This window comes from Mesorhizobium sp. 1B3 (genome assembly GCF_050958605.1).
Taxonomy (GTDB): Bacteria; Pseudomonadota; Alphaproteobacteria; order Rhizobiales; family Rhizobiaceae.
In genome coordinates this window covers 16326-33890 of sequence record NZ_JBJHDO010000020.1, presented here as the reverse complement: position 1 = coordinate 33890, position 17565 = coordinate 16326, and the positions used below count along the sequence as shown (strand labels likewise).

16 protein-coding genes are annotated in these 17565 nt (G+C 63.6%); 4 read left to right on the top strand and 12 right to left on the bottom strand.

Annotation, left to right across the window (positions count from 1 at the left end):
- Positions 1 to 33: 33 nt before the first annotated feature.
- Both ACCO56_RS31495 and ACCO56_RS31490 read left to right on the top strand, forming a co-directional pair.
- Positions 34 to 816, top strand: coding sequence for an enoyl-CoA hydratase/isomerase family protein (locus ACCO56_RS31495; RefSeq protein WP_433644916.1), 783 nt, complete (start codon positions 34 to 36; stop codon positions 814 to 816).
- 50 nt (positions 817 to 866) lie between these two features.
- On the top strand, positions 867 to 1658 hold the full coding sequence (locus ACCO56_RS31490; RefSeq protein WP_433644915.1) for an IclR family transcriptional regulator: 792 nt from the start codon (positions 867 to 869) through the stop codon (positions 1656 to 1658).
- Between the two features lie 56 nt (positions 1659 to 1714).
- On the opposite strand, the gene ACCO56_RS31485 is transcribed toward ACCO56_RS31490, so the two are convergent.
- Genes ACCO56_RS31485 through ACCO56_RS31475 form a run of 3 tightly spaced genes read right to left on the bottom strand, consistent with a single transcriptional unit; the run spans position 1715 to position 4680 of the window.
- Positions 1715 to 3019: a TRAP transporter large permease gene (locus ACCO56_RS31485; RefSeq protein ID WP_433644914.1), complete on the bottom strand. Its 1305-nt coding sequence runs from the start codon at positions 3017 to 3019 to the stop codon at positions 1715 to 1717.
- 13 nt (positions 3020 to 3032) lie between these two features.
- Complete coding sequence (locus ACCO56_RS31480; RefSeq protein WP_433644913.1) at positions 3033 to 3572, bottom strand: TRAP transporter small permease; 540 nt, start codon at positions 3570 to 3572, stop codon at positions 3033 to 3035.
- Between the two features lie 7 nt (positions 3573 to 3579).
- Complete coding sequence (locus ACCO56_RS31475; RefSeq protein WP_433644912.1) at positions 3580 to 4680, bottom strand: C4-dicarboxylate TRAP transporter substrate-binding protein; 1101 nt, start codon at positions 4678 to 4680, stop codon at positions 3580 to 3582.
- Between the two features lie 234 nt (positions 4681 to 4914).
- Here ACCO56_RS31475 and ACCO56_RS31470 point away from each other — a divergent pair, with 234 nt between their 5' ends.
- Both ACCO56_RS31470 and ACCO56_RS31465 read left to right on the top strand, forming a co-directional pair.
- Complete coding sequence (locus tag ACCO56_RS31470) at positions 4915 to 6063, top strand: acyl-CoA dehydrogenase family protein (protein WP_433644911.1); 1149 nt, start codon at positions 4915 to 4917, stop codon at positions 6061 to 6063.
- 47 nt (positions 6064 to 6110) lie between these two features.
- Entirely contained in the window at positions 6111 to 8222 is a 2112-nt protein-coding gene (locus ACCO56_RS31465; RefSeq protein ID WP_433644910.1) for an acetate--CoA ligase family protein, read from the top strand.
- A gap of 114 nt (positions 8223 to 8336) precedes the next feature.
- Here ACCO56_RS31465 and ACCO56_RS31460 read toward each other — a convergent pair whose 3' ends face one another.
- From ACCO56_RS31460 to dctP, 9 genes are all read right to left on the bottom strand, one after another.
- The gene (locus tag ACCO56_RS31460) at positions 8337 to 9632 is read right to left on the bottom strand and encodes an MFS transporter (protein ID WP_433644909.1); all 1296 of its coding nucleotides are present in this window, start codon (positions 9630 to 9632) and stop codon (positions 8337 to 8339) included.
- A gap of 6 nt (positions 9633 to 9638) precedes the next feature.
- Positions 9639 to 10493, bottom strand: a complete 855-nt coding sequence (locus ACCO56_RS31455) for an HpcH/HpaI aldolase/citrate lyase family protein (protein WP_433644908.1) — start codon at positions 10491 to 10493, stop codon at positions 9639 to 9641.
- A complete protein-coding gene (locus tag ACCO56_RS31450; RefSeq protein WP_433644907.1) occupies positions 10493 to 10948 on the bottom strand; it encodes a MaoC family dehydratase in 456 nt (151 codons plus the stop codon). The genes ACCO56_RS31455 and ACCO56_RS31450 overlap by 1 nt, the downstream gene beginning before the upstream one ends.
- Before the next feature lie 61 nt (positions 10949 to 11009).
- Positions 11010 to 12170, bottom strand: coding sequence for a CaiB/BaiF CoA transferase family protein (locus ACCO56_RS31445; RefSeq protein WP_433644906.1), 1161 nt, complete (start codon positions 12168 to 12170; stop codon positions 11010 to 11012).
- Positions 12167 to 13432 (bottom strand): acetyl-CoA hydrolase/transferase family protein, encoded by a 1266-nt coding sequence (locus tag ACCO56_RS31440; RefSeq protein WP_433644905.1) that lies wholly within the window; start codon positions 13430 to 13432, stop codon positions 12167 to 12169. Before ACCO56_RS31440 ends, ACCO56_RS31445 begins: the two co-directional genes overlap by 4 nt.
- A gap of 6 nt (positions 13433 to 13438) precedes the next feature.
- Positions 13439 to 14605: an acyl-CoA dehydrogenase family protein gene (locus ACCO56_RS31435; RefSeq protein ID WP_433644904.1), complete on the bottom strand. Its 1167-nt coding sequence runs from the start codon at positions 14603 to 14605 to the stop codon at positions 13439 to 13441.
- A 2-nt stretch (positions 14606 to 14607) separates the two neighbouring features.
- The gene (locus tag ACCO56_RS31430) at positions 14608 to 15831 is read right to left on the bottom strand and encodes a CaiB/BaiF CoA transferase family protein (protein WP_433644903.1); all 1224 of its coding nucleotides are present in this window, start codon (positions 15829 to 15831) and stop codon (positions 14608 to 14610) included.
- Between the two features lie 198 nt (positions 15832 to 16029).
- A complete protein-coding gene (locus tag ACCO56_RS31425) occupies positions 16030 to 16491 on the bottom strand; it encodes a MaoC family dehydratase (RefSeq protein WP_433644902.1) in 462 nt (153 codons plus the stop codon).
- Positions 16492 to 16528: 37 nt separating this feature from the next.
- The gene (gene dctP, locus ACCO56_RS31420; RefSeq protein WP_433644901.1) at positions 16529 to 17551 is read right to left on the bottom strand and encodes a TRAP transporter substrate-binding protein DctP; all 1023 of its coding nucleotides are present in this window, start codon (positions 17549 to 17551) and stop codon (positions 16529 to 16531) included.
- Positions 17552 to 17565 lie beyond the last annotated feature (14 nt).

Below are 17565 nucleotides of genomic sequence, written 5' to 3'. Positions count from 1 at the left end.
ACGGCAAACCAAGAGACGTAGAAGGAACGAGCAATGACCGAACAGGCTATCACCCGCGAGCTGCGAGACGGGGTCATGATCTGGCAGATGAACCTGCCGCATTTGCGCAACCCGCTGTCGACAGAACTCAAGACCGCATTCGCCGAGGGCATCGCCGAATTCGCTCGGGATCCCGGGCAGCGGGTCCTGGTCGTCACCGGCCGGGAAGGCGCATTCTGTGCCGGCGGGGACCTGCGCACCATGGACAGCACGCCGGGAACGGTGGCCACACGCGAGCGCATGCAGCTCTCCCATGGCTTCGTCCGCGGCTTCGCACGGGTCGAGAAGCCGATCATCATGGCCGTCAACGGCACGGCGGTCGGTGCCGGGGCTTCGCTCGCCATGCTGGGCGACATCATCGTCGCCTCGGAGAAGGCCTATTTCGCCGCCGGCTTCCCGCGCGTGGGCGTGCTGCCCGATCTCGGCCTGCTCTGGACGCTGCCACGTGTCATCGGGCTTGGCCGCGCCAAGGACTTCGTGCTGAGCAACCGCAGCTATACGGCGCGTGAGGCGCTCGAGATCGGCATGGTCAGCCGGCTGTTGCCGGATGAAGGCTTTCTCGACCAGGTCATGGAGCTTGCCGCTTCCATAGCGCGGGGACCGGCTGTATCACTCGGCATGTCCAAGACGCTCATGGATCTCGGCCTGTCCGACACTCTTGACGCCTATCTGCTTCGTGAGGAAATGGCGCAAGCGGTCGTGTTCGGCACGGACGACTTCAAGGAGGGTACGCTCGCATTCCGGGAAAAGCGAAAACCAGTGTTCAAGGGGCGGTGATCAACTTCCTGCAGATTAGCGCAAAGACAGCTACGAAAGCCGGGAACGGAATGAACGAGAAACGAGCCATCCAGCACGCGACGCCCCGCTCGGCCGATCGTCTGCTTGCCATTCTGGAGATGCTTGCCGAAGAGGAGCGCGGCTGCACTCTCGCCGCCTTGAGCAAGGGCATAGGCACGCCGAAGAGCAGCGTCCTCAACCTCATGCGCGCGCTTAGCCAGGGCGGCTATGTCGACCACGCCGACGGCATCTACCGCCTGGGGGGCCGGGCCTTCAGCCTCGCCTCGGCGATCGTCGCGCGCAGGCGCTTCCCGGAGGCCGCGCTGCCGATCCTGCGGCGTCTGGCCGAGACCACGTCGGAAACCGCGATGATCTGCGAGATGGCTCCCGGTGGCGACGAGTTCGTCTACATCGCCAAGGCCGAATCGACGCAGGCGCTGCGCTTCGCCGCGACGGTGGGCGACCGGCGTCCTCTTTATGCAACAGCCGGGGGGCTGGTTCTGCTGGCCTACCTGCCCAAGCGCTTTGTCGACGACTATCTGAGCCGCACGACATTCCGGAAGCTGACGCCTTACACCAAGACAGACAGGGCCGACATCGAGGCGCTGCTCCAGGAGGTTCGCGAGCGCGGCTATGCCCTGACCACCGCCGGTTCGACATTGGGCCTTACCGGAATCGCGGCACCCATTTTCGGCAGTGGTGGCCTGGTCGGGGGTGTCGTTCTCGGCATCCCCACCGAACGCTACCAGCTTCACAGCCAGCAGCTGATCGACGAGACGGTAGCAGCCGCGCGCGACATTTCGCAGGTGCTGGGCCAGATCAGCCAGACACAATCCGTCTGAGCGGACTATCTGGAGATCCCTCGAGGAGCGGGGCGCCGACGCGCCCCGCTCCGACCCTACATACGGTTCGGCAGGACGAGCACGATTTCCGGAAAGATCGTCAGCAACAGGACGACGACGACCTCGGCAACGATGAACCAGCCGAGGCCGCGGAAGATCGTCCCGAGGCTGATGCTGTCGCCCACTATGCCTTTGACGACGAATGCATTGAGACCCACCGGCGGCGTGATCAGACCGATCTCGATGAACTTGACCACCATGATCCCCATCCAGACCTTGTCGTAGCCCGCCGTCTCAAAGAAGGGCAGGAAGATCGGCACAGTCAGAAGCAGCAGGCCCAACGGGTCGAGGAACATGCCCAGGATCAAATAGATTCCGCCGACGAACAGGAGCAGCAGAAGCGGGCTGAAAGCCATGGTCTCCGCAAGTCCGGCCATATATTGCGGCAAGCCGCAAAAGGTCAGGAAACGGCTGAAGAAGATCGCGCCGAACGAGATGAACAAGATCGATGACGTGCTCCTCAGCGCTTCTATGACCGAGTCGCGGACGACGCTCACTTTCAAAGTCCTGTTCATGGCAGCCATCGCGAGTGCGGCAAGGGCTCCCACGGCCGCAGCCTCGGTGGTCGTGGCCAGTCCGGTGTAGAGCGACACGATCACGATCAGGATCAGGATGGGGAGTTGCCAGATTTCCGCCAGCACCTTGAACCGTTCACCCCAACTCACTTTCTCGGCGAGCGGCGGAGCGAGCTTCGGATTCCATGTACAACGGGCAACGATCATGATGGCATAGACGAGCGCCGTCAGAATGCCAGGCAGGATGCCGGCGATGAAGAGCTTGCCGATCGAGGTTTCCGTCATCATGCCGAAGATGATCAGCATGATGCTCGGCGGGATCAGCGAGCCGAGGGTGCCTGCCGCGGCGACAACACCCGTCGCCAATCCCGGATCGTAATTGTATCGCCGCATTTCGGGAATGGTGAGGCGCCCCATGGACGCCGCCGTCGCCATGCTCGAGCCCGATGCTGCGGCAAAACCGGCGCAGCCGAAATTGGTGGCGACCGCCAATCCGCCCGGGAGCCGCGAGAACCAGAGACGCATGGCGCGAAACAGGCTGGTCGTAAGCCCGGAATAATAGGCTATCGCTCCCATCAGCAGGAACATGGGAACCGACGACAGTTCCCACTTGGCCACGAAGGCATAAGGCATGGTGCGCGCCGCGCCATAGACCGCGTCGAAGCCGCGAACGAGACCGATGCCGATGAGCGATACGGCCCCCAGAGCGACGGCAATGGGTACGCGCAGCGCCAGGAGCACGAGCAAGACTACGATTCCGGAGAATCCGATCATCAAGGGTGTCATTTCCGGCTCCGGATCAGTGGGCTGCGGGATCGCTGTGAGGAGGCTGTGATCCCGATCGGAAGCTCTGGGCGAGTTGAACGACGATCACGAAGCTCATGGCGGCGAGACCGAGCGGTACCAGGAGACGGGTCGGCCAAAGCGGGAAATCGGTCTGGATGACTGTCACCACTTCGTTGCGGGTGAACGACCTGACAGTCTCCATCCAGCCCCACCAGGCGATGAACGTCACGTAAGCGAGCGTGAAGAGCTGGGCTCCGCGATCCACCCAGAGATTGACCCGTGCCGGCATCAGCTGGGAGACGACCTCGACGATGACATGCCCTCGTTCTTCCTGAACACGGCCGAGCGGGAGAAAGACGACGGCGACCATATAGAGGTAGGTGACGTATTCGAGCGTGCCCACGATGGGGGTACCGAGAAAGCGCCGACTCAAGACGTCGGCGCAGATATGAAGCATCATGGCGACCATCGCGATGGAGCCGCCGAGCATCAGGAGGGAAGTGCCCGCCCGAACAGGGCGGGGCAGCATCTGCCGTTCGGATGTCGTGGTCATCGCCGGCTCAATGGATCTTGTCGTAGATTTCGGTCTTGAGAGCCGTCGCGTATTTGCTCCAGTCCTCGCCGGTTTCCGAAACCAGGCCATCCCACTTCGCGATCAATTCCTGGAAGCGCCCGAACAGTTCGTCCGTGTTCTCGAGGCCACGGCTCTTTGCAAGCTCACCGACGCGCTTGAGCTCGTCCTGCTTGAAAGCATCGAGCGCTTCGACCAGCGCGGGGTCGGGCTTGGCGAAAACGACGCCGGCCTCGGTTGCCACCTTGCGCGCATGGGCGTCCTCCGCGATCGCACCCTCGGTCAGGTTCGCCATGGCCTGAGGAATGTTGTCGACGAAGGCCTTCTTCTCGTTTTCCGTCAGCCCATCCCAGACCGACGAGTTCAGGTTGAAGACATGGGCGCCGTGAAAGGTGCCGATGGGAAGGTCCACGACATATTTGGCGACTTCGAAAAGCGAATAATTCGTCAGCGCCGGAACGTTGATGAGCGTGCAATCCACCTGCCCGCGCTGCAATGCCTCGTATTGCTCGCCGGAGGTGATGTTGACCGGCGTCGCCCCGATCGACGTCGCGAAGATCGCCCACGCACCAGTGGCGCGTATGCGTGTGCCCTTCAGGGATTCCAGCGTCTCGAACGGCTTGTTGCAGATCAGATGATAGGGCGCGCTGGCGTAGATCGCGAGGATCTTGAGATTGTTGTCTTCGCCCTCTTTGAGACAGGACGGACAATTGAGAAGCTGCATTTCGTTGATTGCCGCTGTCATGACGGCCGCGTCGGATCCGAGCATGGCGAGCTCGGTCAGGATCGTGCTCGTCTTCAGGTCGTTGGGCGTATAGAAATCGACGATCGTCGACATGTCGATCAGGCTGTCGCGTATTCCCTGCAGCGAGTCCCGCCCGCTGACCAGCGTGCCATCGGCCGCCAGTTCAAACGTCAAGGAGCCTCCAGTCGCCTGCTCCACGGCCTTCATCCACGGGACGACGCTGGTGACGTTCGTAGCGTGTCGGGCCGACAGATAGGTTCCGTAAGTCAGTGTCTTGGCCCCGGCAATCGATGGCGTCAGGACAAGTGCCGCGAAGGCGGCGGCAATGCGGATCGCGTGCTTCATACTGCTCCTCCCAAAAAATCACGCCGCACCGATACGGAGCGGACCGTGCAAAAAATCCCGATCCGGTACCCTCAGGCCCCCTCCCGGTCAGGTCCGATATGGGTAGCAGCCACAGACAAAGCGTTCAAGAATAAAAATATTGTTCGGATAATTGACCGATCCGAACACGGCGGATACGTTTTCCTCGCTCAGCGGACGAGAGCCTTTCCGCGGAATGGAGGAGATCATATCGACATGGCCGACTATAATTCGATGCCCGAGGCCGAATTCCGCGCGATGGTCCGCGAATTCGTGACCGGCATATTTCCGCCCGACCTGCTGCATGTTGCTCGCCGTGTCGGCCCGCTGGAGGTCGCCCAGTACAACAGGCAGATGGCAGGGAAAGGCTGGATCGCCCCGGCCTGGCCGGTGGAATATGGCGGCATGGGTCTCGACGTCGCCCATCAGATCGCATTCGCCGAGGAGCTGAGCGCCATCGGCGTCCCCCGCCTCCACGAAATGGGGCTGGTGATGCTCGGTCCCTTGCTGATGCAGTTCGGCACGGAAAAGCAAAAGCAGTACTATCTGCCGAAGATCGTCAGCGCGGAGCATGTCTGGTGCCAGGGTTATTCGGAGCCGAATGCCGGCTCCGATCTTGCCTCGTTGCGGCTCGCGGCACTGCGCGAAGGGAAGGAGTGGGTGCTGAACGGCCAGAAGATCTGGACCACGATGGCGCATCAGTCGAACATGATGTTCCTGCTCGCCAGAACCGATCCCTCACCGCGCATCCGGCAGGAAGGCATCAGCTTCTTCCTCGTCGACCTCGCAGCGCCCGGCATAACGGTGCGCCCGATCCGAACCCTTTCGGACGAGCTCGAGTTCTGCGAGGTGTTCTTCGACAATGTGCGCGTTCCCATAGAAAACCTGGTCGGGGAACTGCACAAGGGATGGACGATCGCAAAAGCCCTGCTTGGCCACGAGCGGCTGTTCGTCGGCAGCCCGCGTTATGTGAAGGGAGCAATGGATCGTCTCGATGCGCTCGCCGCCGCGTCCGGCCGCGAGGCTCCCGGCTTCAGCCCTGACCGCTACACGAAGTTGCATCTCGACTATCAGGACTTCCTGGCGCTCTACGCCGACTATTCCAGTTTCGTCAAGAACGGCGGCGAGCTAGGCGCCGAGGCTTCGATCCTGAAACTGCTGAGTTCGGAAACCTATCAGGCGGTCACCGAAGAGATCCTCTCGATGTCGGCCGAGGCGGGGGTTGCGGCCGGCGGGGACAATGCGGAGCAGGCGGAAGCAGCGACGATGTTCTTCCAATCGCGTCCCTCCACCATTGCCGGCGGCACAAGCCAGGTGCAACGCAACATCATAGCCAAGGCGGTTCTCAACCTGCCCTCAGCCTGATGAGCGCGATCCGCAGTACCGATTTCCCTGGCATCCAAGGTTTCCAAATGAGCGGCAGCTACGATTTCTCGTCGATCAAACACCTCCTCGAACCCAAGTCGGTCGCCGTGATCGGCGCGTCGTCGGACCGGAGCCGCATCGGCGGTCGTCCGATCTGGTGGATGCTGGAAGCCGGCTTCGAGGGCGCGATCTATCCGGTGAATCCGAACCGACCGGAAATCCAAGGGTTGAAGGCCTATGCCTCGATCGCGGATTTGCCGGCAGCCCCCGAAGCCGCGGTCGTCGCCGTGCCGGCGCCACAAGTCGCCGAAACGCTGCGGGCGCTGGGCCAGCGAGGCTGCCGTGCGGCAATCGTCTTTTCGTCCGGTTTCGCCGAAATGGGCGATGATGGCGCCAAGGCGCAATCCGAACTCGCGGCCATCGCCCGGGAGTCGGGGCTGCGCATGCTGGGTCCCAATTCGCTCGGCCTGTTCAATGCGCGCTGCGCCTGGTTCCCCACCTTCACGACGACATTCGAATCGGGCTGGCCGATCGACGGGGGCGTCAGCATCGTCAGCCAGTCCGGCGCCTTCGGCTCGCATCTCGCGACCCTGGCGCGCAACGCCGGCATCGGCGCGCCGCTCTGCGTGATGACCGGCAACGAGGCCGACGTGTCGGTAGGCGAAGTGATCGGCTATCTCGCGACGGATCCGAAGACGCGCGTCATCGCCGCCTATATGGAAGGCATCAAGGACGGCTCCACCCTGATGGCGGGCCTCGCCGCCGCCAGGGAAGCGGGCAAGCCGGTGCTGATCATGAAGGTCGGACGCAGCCAGCTCGGCGCCCAGGCGGCCGCCTCGCATACAGCCTCCATCGCCGGCGACGACCGCGTCGCCGATGCCATCTTCGAGGAATTCGGCGCGATCCGCGTCCAGTCAGCCGATCAACTCCTGGACTTCGCCCGCGTCGCCGCGCATGGCATCTACCCCGCGCCCAATCGCCTCGGAGTGATGACGGTGAGCGGTGGCGCAGGCGTGCTGATGAGCGATGCCGCCGAAGCGCGCGGCGTTGCGATGCCGGAAATGCCGGCCGAGACACGCCAGCGCCTGCAAGCGGTTCTGCCCTTTGCCTCGTTCCGCAACCCGGTCGACTGCACTGCCCATATCGTCAACGATTCGTCGCTGCTGCACACGTGCCTCGAGGCGATGATGACCGAGGGGGACTATTCCTCGATCGTCGCCTTTTTCGCGCAGGTGGCCGGGACAGAACATTTCGGCAAGCTGCTCTACGAAGAGCTGTCGGAAAAACGCCGTCGCTTTCCCGAAACGCTGATCGTCTTGGTCGCGGTGCTCTCTCGCGAACAGGCACGTCGCTACGAGGAGATCGGCGTGGCGGTGTTCGAGGATGCCGACAGAGCCGTCGCCGCCGTCGCCGCGATGGGCCGCCTCGGCGCAAGCTTCGCGGAGCGGCGGGACAGCAGCGGCACGGCACCTGCGCGACAGGCCGCGCTGCCCAGCGCCACACCGAGCGAGGCCGAGGCAAAGGAACTGCTTGCCGGACATGGAATAGCTTTCGCGGAAGAGCAATCCTGCGCCAGCGCGAAGGAGGCGGTCGCGGCGGCCGAGCGGATCGGCTATCCCGTGGTGCTGAAGATCCTTTCACCCGATATCCACCACAAGACGGAAATCGGCGGTGTGTTGCTCGGCGTCTCCGATGCCGCTGCCGTCGAGGAAGGCTATACGACGTTGATGGAACGCGCGCGCCGCGGCGTTCCCAATGCCCGCATCGAAGGCGTCCTGGTCGCGCGGCAAGTCTCAGGCGGAACGGAGGTTATCATGGGGGTCAAGAACGATCCCGTGTTCGGCCCGATCGCCGTGTTCGGCCCAGGCGGCATCTTCGCCGAGCTGATGGAGGACTCCGTGTTGCGCCGCTGCCCTTTCTCCGAGGCGGAGGCGCGTGCGATGATCGAGAGCACCCGGATCGCCGCCATTCTCAAGGGCGCACGCGGACGCCCGTCGGGAGATATCAATGCGGCGGTAAAGCTCCTGTCGAACCTCTCGAAATTTGCCGCCAGCGCCGACCAGCGGCTGCTCAGCATCGACCTCAATCCAGTCGTCATCCTCGAGGAGGGCAAGGGCGCGCTGGCGCTCGACGCGCTGATCGAGCTTCGGCCGGCCTGATCAAGGTTTAATGCCATCGGCGTTGAACTTCGACCGATCGCGAGTAGCCCATCACTGTCCTGCCGGGATTGGGTGACAGCTTTCTTATCAGCCGGCTAAGCCCGACGCGAAGGATCAGGGAGCGGGAGGCGGCAACTCCCGCGCTTCTACGAGACGACGTGTCACCAGGAACGGCGCCGCGGCCAGAAAAACGGAAAGGCAGGCAACGGCGAAGGCGGCGGTATAGTCGCCTGTCACGTCGTGCAGGAGCCCGGAGAGCCAGGCTCCGAATGCCGATCCGAACGACATGATCATGAAGATCAGGCCGTAGATCGAGCTGACCCGCCCCCGCGCGAAGATGCGGGCGTTGAGCGCGCTGATGACAGGACCGCGTGCCCCCTGGCTGGTGCCGAAAGCCACGACAAAAAGCAACACCCAGCCGACATGCGGCCAAAGCGCGAAACAGACCAGGCCCGATATGCCGAGGAAGGTGCCGATAAAGGATATAACCGTCGCGCGCCGTACGCCGAACCGCACCATGGCCCAGCCCGACACCATGACACCGCAGATCGACAGCATGCCGGCAACCCCGAAGGCGAGCGCCGCCTCCAGCGGCGGATAGCCGCGGTCGATCAGGAAGGCGATGACCTGGACCGAGGTGAGATAGGCGGCGACCGCCGTGAAGAAGAAGGCCTGCACGAGAAGCCAGAATTCAACGGTGCCGATCGCCGTGCGGATAGTCCATTGCGGGACATCATCGGCGGGCGTAGCGCCCCGCTGTCCTTCCTTCGTCACGCGGGCACGCGGATTGCCGGGCGCACCGATGGCAATGCGGCTCCATGGCAAAAGAAGCAGCAGCGGAACGATCGCCAGAAGCGCCAGGAACATCATCCTGTAGGTCTCGCGCCATCCGAACGCCTCGATGCCTGCCTGGGCCAGCGGCACGACGAGCAACATACCTGAACCGAAACCGGCATAGGCCAGCCCGATCCCCACGCTCATCTGGCGGTCGAACCAGCGACCTATCAGCGCCGCCGCCGGGACCATGCCCATCAGCGAGGACGCCATGCCGCACATGATGCCGATCGCCAAATAGAGCTGCCACATGGCGGAGGCTTGCGAGGCGAGCAGCATGGCGCCGGCCATCAGACCGACGCCTGCGAGATAGGATACGCGCGGCCCCCACCCGTCCAGCAGAGCTCCGGTCAGGGGTGACATGACGCCGAGCGTGATGAGGTAGGCCGAATAGACACGGGTGAGATCGGCATGCCGCCATCCGAATTCGTGCTCCAGCGGCAGCATGAACACCATGTAGGTGTCGACCACGCCGCGGGCGACGAAATTGCAGGCAAAGCCGATGACGACGACCAGCGTGGCGATGCGCGTCGTGCTCCAGAAGCCCGGGCGAGCATCCGGGTCCGCCGTCGTCATGCCGCTTCACCCCCCAGCCGCGGCGAGGATGTTGCGGGCCGCACGTTCGTGAGGTTTGTCGATCATCTTGCCGTCGATCTGGACGACGCCCTGGCCGGGGTTTTCCTCGAATGCGCGCACCACCGACCGGGCCCAGTCGATTTCCTGCTGCGTTGGCTGGAACGCCGCGTTCACGGGATCGATGTGGTTCGGGTGGATGACGGCCTTTGCCGAGAATCCATCACGTCGAGCGGCACGCGCCTCGGCCGCGACATAATCCAGATCGCCGAGATTCGTGCAGACGGTATCGATCGCCGGAACGCCGGCGGCCGAAGCCGCCATCAGGCACAGGTTGCGCGCGAGAAGAAAAGGACCGCTATAGGCCGCGCCGTCGCGATTGCCGGTCGCATTGATCGAAGCCGTCAGGTCCTCCGCACCCCACAACAGCCCGCGCAACCGTGGATGCGGTCGATAGCCGGACAGGCCCAGCACCGACTCGCCGGTCTCGGTCGCGACCGCGATCACGCCGGTCTTGCCTCTCTCCAGGCCATTGGCCGCCTCGAAAGCGGAGAGATAATGGTCGAGCAAATCGAGATCGCTCCGGCCACGGCATTTCGGCAGCATGACTGCGTCCGGAGCCTGCGGCATGACGGCGGCGAGGTCGTCGAGGGTCAGCCCGGTATCGAAGGCATTGACGCGAACGACAAGGCTCTTCCCGGCACGATCGGCGGCCAGCATTTCGGTGACCGTCCGGCGCGCCTCGCTCTTGGCCGACGCGGCGACGGAATCCTCCAGGTCGAGGACCAGGGCATCGGCGGCCGTGCCGATCGCCTTGGCGAATTTTCGCGGGCTGTCGCCCGGGACGAACAGCAGCGACCGCATCACGCCACCGGCCGCTTGTGCATCATGCCGGTGCGGCGGCACGAGGCGACGACGTCGCCGCGCTGGTTCAGGCAGGTGTGCTCGAACTCGACGATCCCGGCAGTGGGTCGCGAAGCGCTCTCACGCTTGCTGACGATCCTGGTACGGGCGCGCAACGTGTCCCCGGCGAAGACCGGCTTGGGGAACCGGACATCGCTCATGCCCAGATTGCCGATGGTCGTGCCGAGCGTCGTGTCCTGCACCGACATGCCGATCATGATGGCCAGCGTATAGAGGCTGTTGAAGAGCGGCTGCCCCCATTCCGTGCCTGCGGAGAAATGATTGTCCACGTGCAAAGGTTGCGGGTTCATCGTCATGAGGCTGAAGGAGATGTTGTCATGCTCGGTCACCGTCCGCGAGAGCGGGTGCTCGTACTCCTTTCCCACCTCGAATTCTTCGTAATAAAGTCCGGCCAATTTCCACTCCCTTACCAAGTGCCTCGCTGACGCACGAAGCGGTGTCGATCCATCTTGTCTGCTAAAGCAAAGCTCCCGAGCGACGCAGCTGCGCGATGCGGTCGGGCTCGATGCCCCATCGGGTGAGCGTGCCATCCAACTCCGACCTGTCCCGTTTCGGCCCCGACGGACAACCGGCCGGAGTTTCGGAAAAGCGCGGGCCTGGCGCAGGCTGAACCTTGCCGCCGATTTCTACGTAGGACGCGCGCGCCTCATTGTGCGGGTGTGCAATCGCTTCCTCGAAGGTGAGCACCGGGGCGACGCATGCATCCGTGCCCTCGAAGATGTCGATCCATTGCGCGCGCGGACGGCTCGCGATGCGCTCGGCGATCAGCCGCCGCGCCTCGGCCCAGTTCTCGCGCCGGGCGACATCGGGGAAGCCGTTGGGGTCGAAGCCAAGACCTGTCAGAAGTTGCGCCCGAAATTTCGGCTCGATGGCCGCAACGGAAAGATAGGCTCCATCGGCGCAGGGATAGACATCGTAGTGTGGCGCCCCGGTGTCGAGCAGGTTTTCTCCGCGCCCGCGATCGTGAATCCCGGCCCCGATGAGACCGAGGAGCGGAACGGCGAGTAGCGAAACCCCATCGACCATCGCTGCGTCGACCACCTGTCCCCGTCCGGTCGTCCGCGCCGACAGAATGGCTGCAAGCAGGCCGAAGGCCATCAGCATGCTGCCGCCGGCATAGTCGCCGAGAAGATTGATCGGCGGGGTCGGGGAAGAACCTGCCCTGCCCAGTCGGTCCAGCACGCCTGTGAGCGCGAGATAGTTGAGATCGTGCCCCGCGGTGCTCGCCAGTGGGCCGGACTGCCCCCAGCCTGTCAGCCTGCCGTAGGCGAGCCGTGGATTGAGCCTCAGGCAAGGTTCGGGGCCAAGCCCGAGCCGCTCCATGACGCCCGGCCGGAAGCCCTCGACCAGGCCATCGGCTTGCGTGATCAGGCCAAGCGTGAACGCCACCCCCTCCTCGCGCTTGAGATCGACCGACACTGCGGCGCGGCCTCGGGTCGCGAAGTCGAATTCGCGAGGCCGCGCGACCCCGATGCCGGATTCCGCCATGCGTTCGACACGCATGACATCGGCGCCGAGATCGGCCAGGAGCATCGCCGCGAGCGGCGCCGGCCCGATACCCTGCATCTCCACGATCTTGACGCCTGCGAGCGGCCCCTTTCCCGCGTTCATGTTCATTGCAGATGCTTCCTGCCCTCATGCCAGGCACGCGCGAGAGGTTCGCGCCACTGCGGCGCGGCGATCGCGATCATGCGCCGGGCCCGTTCGTCGAGGCTTTGTCCACGAAGCTCCGCCACGCCATGTTCGGTGACGACGGTATCCGCGTCCGACCGGGCGCAGGTGACGGTGCTCACCTGGATGACGATGCGGCTCGCGCCGTCCCTGGTTGTGGCGGGAAGGGCGATCACCGCGCGCCCGCCCGGGGAATGGCGCGCGGCGCGGACGAAATCGACTTGACCGCCGATCGCGCCGACATGCCGGTTGCCCGCGACCTCCGCGCCGACCTGGCCTGTGAGATCGATCTCGAGCGCCGAGTTGATGGCGTGGAAGCGCGACAGCCGCGCGATATGGGCCAGGTTGTGCGTTTCGTCCGGCCCCGCCAGGCGCAATTGCGGATTGCGGTGGGCGAATTCATAAAGTCGGCGGCTGCCGAGAAGGATGCCGGTGACCGATACGTTGGCGTCGATCTCCTTGCGTGCATTGGTCAGCGCGCCCGCCTCCGCGAGATCGACAAGACCATCAGACGCAGCGCCGGAATGGAAACCGAGATCCTGGTGGTCTGTGAGCGCCAGGAGAACGGATGCCGGAATTGCGCCGACGCCCACCTGCAGCACCGCGCCGTCCGGCACCAAGGCGGCGACGTTCGCCGCGATGCGCTTTTCCGTGTCGCCGACGGGGTATGGCGGGATTTCCACCGGCGGGAACTCCGCTTCCACCAGCGCCGATATCGGCAGGTCGTCGCCGACGTCGCCGCCGCAGCAGGCGGGCAGCGCCAGGTTCAGCTCGGCAATGATGCAACGCGCCCGGCGGGCCGCGTCGATCACGAAATCGCGCGCCACGCCGAGATTGTAACCGCTGCCTGTGAGCGAAGGGCGCAACTGGATCAACAGGCAGCCGACCGGCAGTCGCGGTCCGCCCAATTCCTCCGCCAAGCTGGAGAAATGCTCGGGATAGATCGAAAGCCGCCCGGAGCGCGCGAGCTTCGCGGCGGCGCCGATGGCGCCGTAGCTTTCGAAGGAGATGTGCTCCGGAGCGTCTGCCGTGAAGGTGTCTGAGTAGGTCGGACCTATGAAGAGGCTGCATGGAGGCAGCCGCTCCCCCTGTCGCACAAGTGACCTCGTCAACGTCAGCGGTTCAGCCGTTCCTTGCCCGATCAGTACACGGTCGCCCTTCCTGATGAAGGTCGACAGATCGAGCTGTGCGGCCGGGATCGCGAACATGACGCGTCAGTAGGACTTGGCCAGGCCAAGCACGCGTTCGGCGATGAAGCTCAGGGCCAGTTGCGGACTGATGGGCGCGATCCGCGGAACCATCACTTCCCTCATATAGCGCTCGACATGATATTCCTTGGCATAGCCGAAGCCGCCATGGGTCATGACGGCCGTCTGGCAAGCCTCGAACCCGGCTTCGCCCGCGAGGTACTTCGCGGCGTTGGCCGCCGCGCCGGCCGGCTTTCCCGAATCGTATTGCCAGGCCGCATTCAGAACCATCAGCCACGCAGCCTCGAGATTGCACCAGCACTTCGCGAGCGGATGCTGGATGCCCTGGTTCTGCCCGATCGGTCTGTTGAAGACGATGCGCTCCCGGGCGTACTGAGTTGCCTTTCGCAAGGCGGCCATGCCCAGCCCGACCGCCTCGGCGGCAATCAGGATGCGCTCCGGGTTCATGCCGTGCAGGATATATTCGAACCCACGCCCCTCCTCGCCGATCAGGTCTTCCTCGGGGATGCGGAAGTCCTCGAAGAACAACTCGTTGGAGTCGACGCATTTGCGTCCCATCTTCTCGATCTCCCGGACCTTGATCCGGTCGCGGTCGAATTTGGTGTAGAACAGGCTGAGGCCGAGTGTCGGCTTCGCGACTTCCTCAAGCGGCGTCGTGCGGGCAAGCAGCAGGATGCGGTCGGCCACCTGAGCCGTCGAGATCCAGACCTTCTGGCCGGTGACGTGATAGTGGCCGCCGCGCTTTTCGGCGCGCAGCTTGAGTTGGGTGGTGTTCAGTCCGGTATTCGGCTCGGTGACGGCGAAGCACGCCTTCTCCCGCCCCTCGGCCATCGGCCGGATCATTCGGTTCTTCTGCTCTTCCGTTCCGAAAACATCGACCGGCTTCAGCCCGAAGATGTTGATATGAACGGCGGACGCGCCCGACATGCCCGCGCCAGACTCGGCGATCGTGCGCATCATGATGGCGGCCTCGGTGATGCCCAGTCCCGAGCCTCCCTGAGCCTCGGCCGTGCAGATGCCGAGCCAGCCTTCGTGGGCCAGGGCGTCATAGAAATCCTGGGGGAAGCCGCCTTCCTTGTCACGCTTGAGCCAGTAAGCGTCGTCGAATTGAGAACAGATCCGCTCGATCGCGTCGCGAATGGCTTCCTGTTCGCTGGTGAGGCCGAAATCCATCTTTACCCTCTTTGGTCTGGCGGGGCGGACTGCTCCGCGGTGACAATCCCGCCGTCCAGCAGCCCCCTTATCTTGTCGTCATCGGCACCGAGTTCGCGCAGAACCTCGATCGTGTGCTCCCCCAGCCGGGGGGCGAGTCGCTGCGGCTGAACCGGCGAGGCCGACATGCGCACCGGATTGGCCATGGTGACGATCTCGCCCTCGCTGGGATGATCGACGCGTCGGAAGAACCCGACTTCGGCGAGGTGCGGATCCTCGAGCACCGACTCGAAGCTGTGCATGGCCATCACGGGCACATCGAGTTCGTCCAGCAATGCGATCCATTCCGCTGAAGTGCGCGTCTGAAACACATCGGTGAGCCATCCATACACATGCGCGACATGGTCCATCCGCGCGCGGAAGGTGGCGAAGCGCGGATCGGTCTTCATCAGGTCGGGTTGGCCTATGGCCTCAACGAACCGCCTCCAGTGATCATCCGTATAGACGAGTGCACAGACGTAGCCGTCGGCGGTCCGGAACGGGCGGCGGTCCCGGGCAAGCTGGCGAGGATAACCGCCGCCATCCAACGGCGGATCGAAGGTGAGACCGCCAAGGTGATCGCCGAGGATGAAGCCGACCATCGTCTCGAACATCGGCACGTCGACCCTCTGGCCGCGACCGCTGCGTTCGCGTTCGATCAATGCCGCGAGGATGCCGCTGAGCGCGGTCAGGCCGACGATCCGGTCGGCGATCGCGGCCGGCACATAGCGCGGCTCGCTCGAGCCCGACAACATGAAGAGATGCGGCAGGGTGGCGCCGCCTTGTATGAGGTCGTCATAGGCAGGCCGTTTGGCGTAGCGACCCTCCTGGCCGTATCCGTAAAGGCCTGCATAGATGATGCGAGGATTGGCGGCCGAGACCTCCTCGTAGGATAGACCGAGCCGTGCCATCGCGGCCGGCCTCACATTGTAGACAAGCGCGTCGGCCGTTCGGCACAGGTCCAGCAGCAGCTCCCGTCCCTGCGCGGTCTTCAGATTGATTCCGATCGACCGTTTGGAACGGTTTGCGTTGAGGAAAATGGGCCCCATCCCCGGCGAACGCCCGGGCCCGATCGAACGCACGAGATCACCGCTCGGCGGCTCGACCTTGACGACGTCGGCGCCGAAATCCCCCAGGAACTGGGTGGCATACGGCCCCATCAACACTGCCGTGAGATCGACGACCTTCAATCCTGAGAGCGGCCCCATTCGCCAACCTTGTCTTAAATCATGTACTTTTTGTGCATGTATTTGGATCATATTCAATTGATCGGTTCAAGCCGAAAATGGAAAAAGATTCTGCTTTCTTTCGCCTTTTGACGGTGCTTGGAAGCAGAACTATGGGCAATAGCACGCCACATCGTCCACACACATGGACGACACTGTTATCATTCTGGATTGATCATCCTAAGCGGTGTCAGGTCCGGCCATCAGGCGGAGCGGCGTATAGACCATGACTATCTCGCCCCGCTGATTGACCACCGCATTTCGGGTGCGGATCAAGCCGCGCCCTCCCTTCGACGCAGGGCGTTGCTCCGTGACCGTGATCTCGACATGGATCGTGTCGCCCTGCTGTACCGGGCGTTCCACCGTCAGTTCCATGTTCAGGAAAGCAAGCCCGGTTCCCTGGGCGGTGGCGTTCAAAACGAGTCCTTCGGCCAGAGCCAACACCAGCGCAGCCGGCGCTGGCCGTCCAGGGATAGCGGAATGCGCTGCGCGAAACTCGGCGTCGACGAACAGCGACTCGAGCATGCCGGCGACCGAGACGAAGTTCACGATATCCGTCTCGGTCACGGTTCGCCCGAAGGTACGCAAGGCCGTCCCCACCGGAAGCTCGGTCCAGTTGAGTCCCTTGCCGACAAGGCGCATTCCAGCCTCCGCTTATTGTCCCGCTACGGATGGTGACCTATTGCGAGCCGCCGAGCGCGCCTCGGAATGCGTTGAGAATTGCCTTGCCAGGCTTGCCGCGCTGCTCGAGTTCATCCGCCCAGCGATCGCTCAGCGTCCCGAGCATCTCCTCCAGCTTGGCCTTGTCGGCGTCGGGCAGGCTGACGAAGGACACGCCGCCATCGGCGATCGTCTTCTTGTCGACGCCGTCCAGCCTGTCGGCGACCTCGCATCCATGCATCGTTGCGGCCTCGCCGGCTTCGGTGAGGACCTTCTGCGTTTCCGCATCGAGCTGATCCCAACGCTGCTGGCTGATGACGTAGGTGACCACGAAGGACCCGAAGTTCAGATCCTGGGTCGCGTATTTCAGATAGGGAACGACATCGTAGGGCAGGATCGAGGAATGGGGAAACAGCAATCCGTCGAGCGTACCTCGCGACAGCGCGTCGCGCGCCTCGGGAGCAGCCATCTGAACAGGCACGGCTCCGATCATATCGGTAGCGATCTCCTTGGCTCCGCCCGTGGTCCGCAGCTTGAGCCCTTTGAAGCTGTCCAAACCCGAGATCTCCCGGTTCGACGTGAATATCTGATAAGGCGGGAGCACCATGACCAGGAGCACACGAACGCCGTTGGGAGCGAACTCCGCCTGATCGAGCGCGCCGCCCGGCTTGGCGATCTCCCAGAACGCCTTGGTGCCCTGGCAGGATGTGGTGAACGCTTCCGGCAACTCGCCAACGGAGGACAAGGGCAGCTTGTCGCTGACATAGGACGGGCCGACATAACCGATGTCCAGAACGCCGCTCTGGGTGAGCGACAGCAGATCCTTGGCCTTGCCCATCTGCTCGGCGGGGAAATAGGCGAATTCGATCTTACCGCCCGATCTCGACTTGACTTCCTCCATCCAGAACTTGGTCATGTTTTCCGCGATGTAATGCCCAACGGGAAATGAATCCCCTATGCGGAAGGTTTCGGCTGCCGCCGGAAAGGCCGCGGCGGCCAGAACCGATATCAGGGCCACGCCCCTGCTCAGGCATTTCAACATTGCTAGTTCCTCCA

Coding starts and splice junctions, on each gene's coding strand:
- ACCO56_RS31445 (WP_433644906.1), bottom strand. CDS start 12,170: ATGAACATGAACGCGGGAAAGGGGCCGCTCGCAGGCGTCAAGATCGTG.
- ACCO56_RS31475 (WP_433644912.1), bottom strand. CDS start 4,680: ATGAAGCACGCGATCCGCATTGCCGCCGCCTTCGCGGCACTTGTCCTG.
- dctP (WP_433644901.1), bottom strand. CDS start 17,551: ATGTTGAAATGCCTGAGCAGGGGCGTGGCCCTGATATCGGTTCTGGCC.
- ACCO56_RS31455 (WP_433644908.1), bottom strand. CDS start 10,493: ATGCGGTCGCTGCTGTTCGTCCCGGGCGACAGCCCGCGAAAATTCGCC.
- ACCO56_RS31480 (WP_433644913.1), bottom strand. CDS start 3,572: ATGACCACGACATCCGAACGGCAGATGCTGCCCCGCCCTGTTCGGGCG.
- ACCO56_RS31470 (WP_433644911.1), top strand. CDS start 4,915: ATGGCCGACTATAATTCGATGCCCGAGGCCGAATTCCGCGCGATGGTC.
- ACCO56_RS31495 (WP_433644916.1), top strand. CDS start 34: ATGACCGAACAGGCTATCACCCGCGAGCTGCGAGACGGGGTCATGATC.
- ACCO56_RS31465 (WP_433644910.1), top strand. CDS start 6,111: ATGAGCGGCAGCTACGATTTCTCGTCGATCAAACACCTCCTCGAACCC.
- ACCO56_RS31425 (WP_433644902.1), bottom strand. CDS start 16,491: ATGCGCCTTGTCGGCAAGGGACTCAACTGGACCGAGCTTCCGGTGGGG.
- ACCO56_RS31485 (WP_433644914.1), bottom strand. CDS start 3,019: ATGACACCCTTGATGATCGGATTCTCCGGAATCGTAGTCTTGCTCGTG.
- ACCO56_RS31490 (WP_433644915.1), top strand. CDS start 867: ATGAACGAGAAACGAGCCATCCAGCACGCGACGCCCCGCTCGGCCGAT.
- ACCO56_RS31430 (WP_433644903.1), bottom strand. CDS start 15,831: ATGGGGCCGCTCTCAGGATTGAAGGTCGTCGATCTCACGGCAGTGTTG.
- ACCO56_RS31460 (WP_433644909.1), bottom strand. CDS start 9,632: ATGACGACGGCGGACCCGGATGCTCGCCCGGGCTTCTGGAGCACGACG.
- ACCO56_RS31440 (WP_433644905.1), bottom strand. CDS start 13,432: ATGTTCGCGATCCCGGCCGCACAGCTCGATCTGTCGACCTTCATCAGG.
- ACCO56_RS31435 (WP_433644904.1), bottom strand. CDS start 14,605: ATGGATTTCGGCCTCACCAGCGAACAGGAAGCCATTCGCGACGCGATC.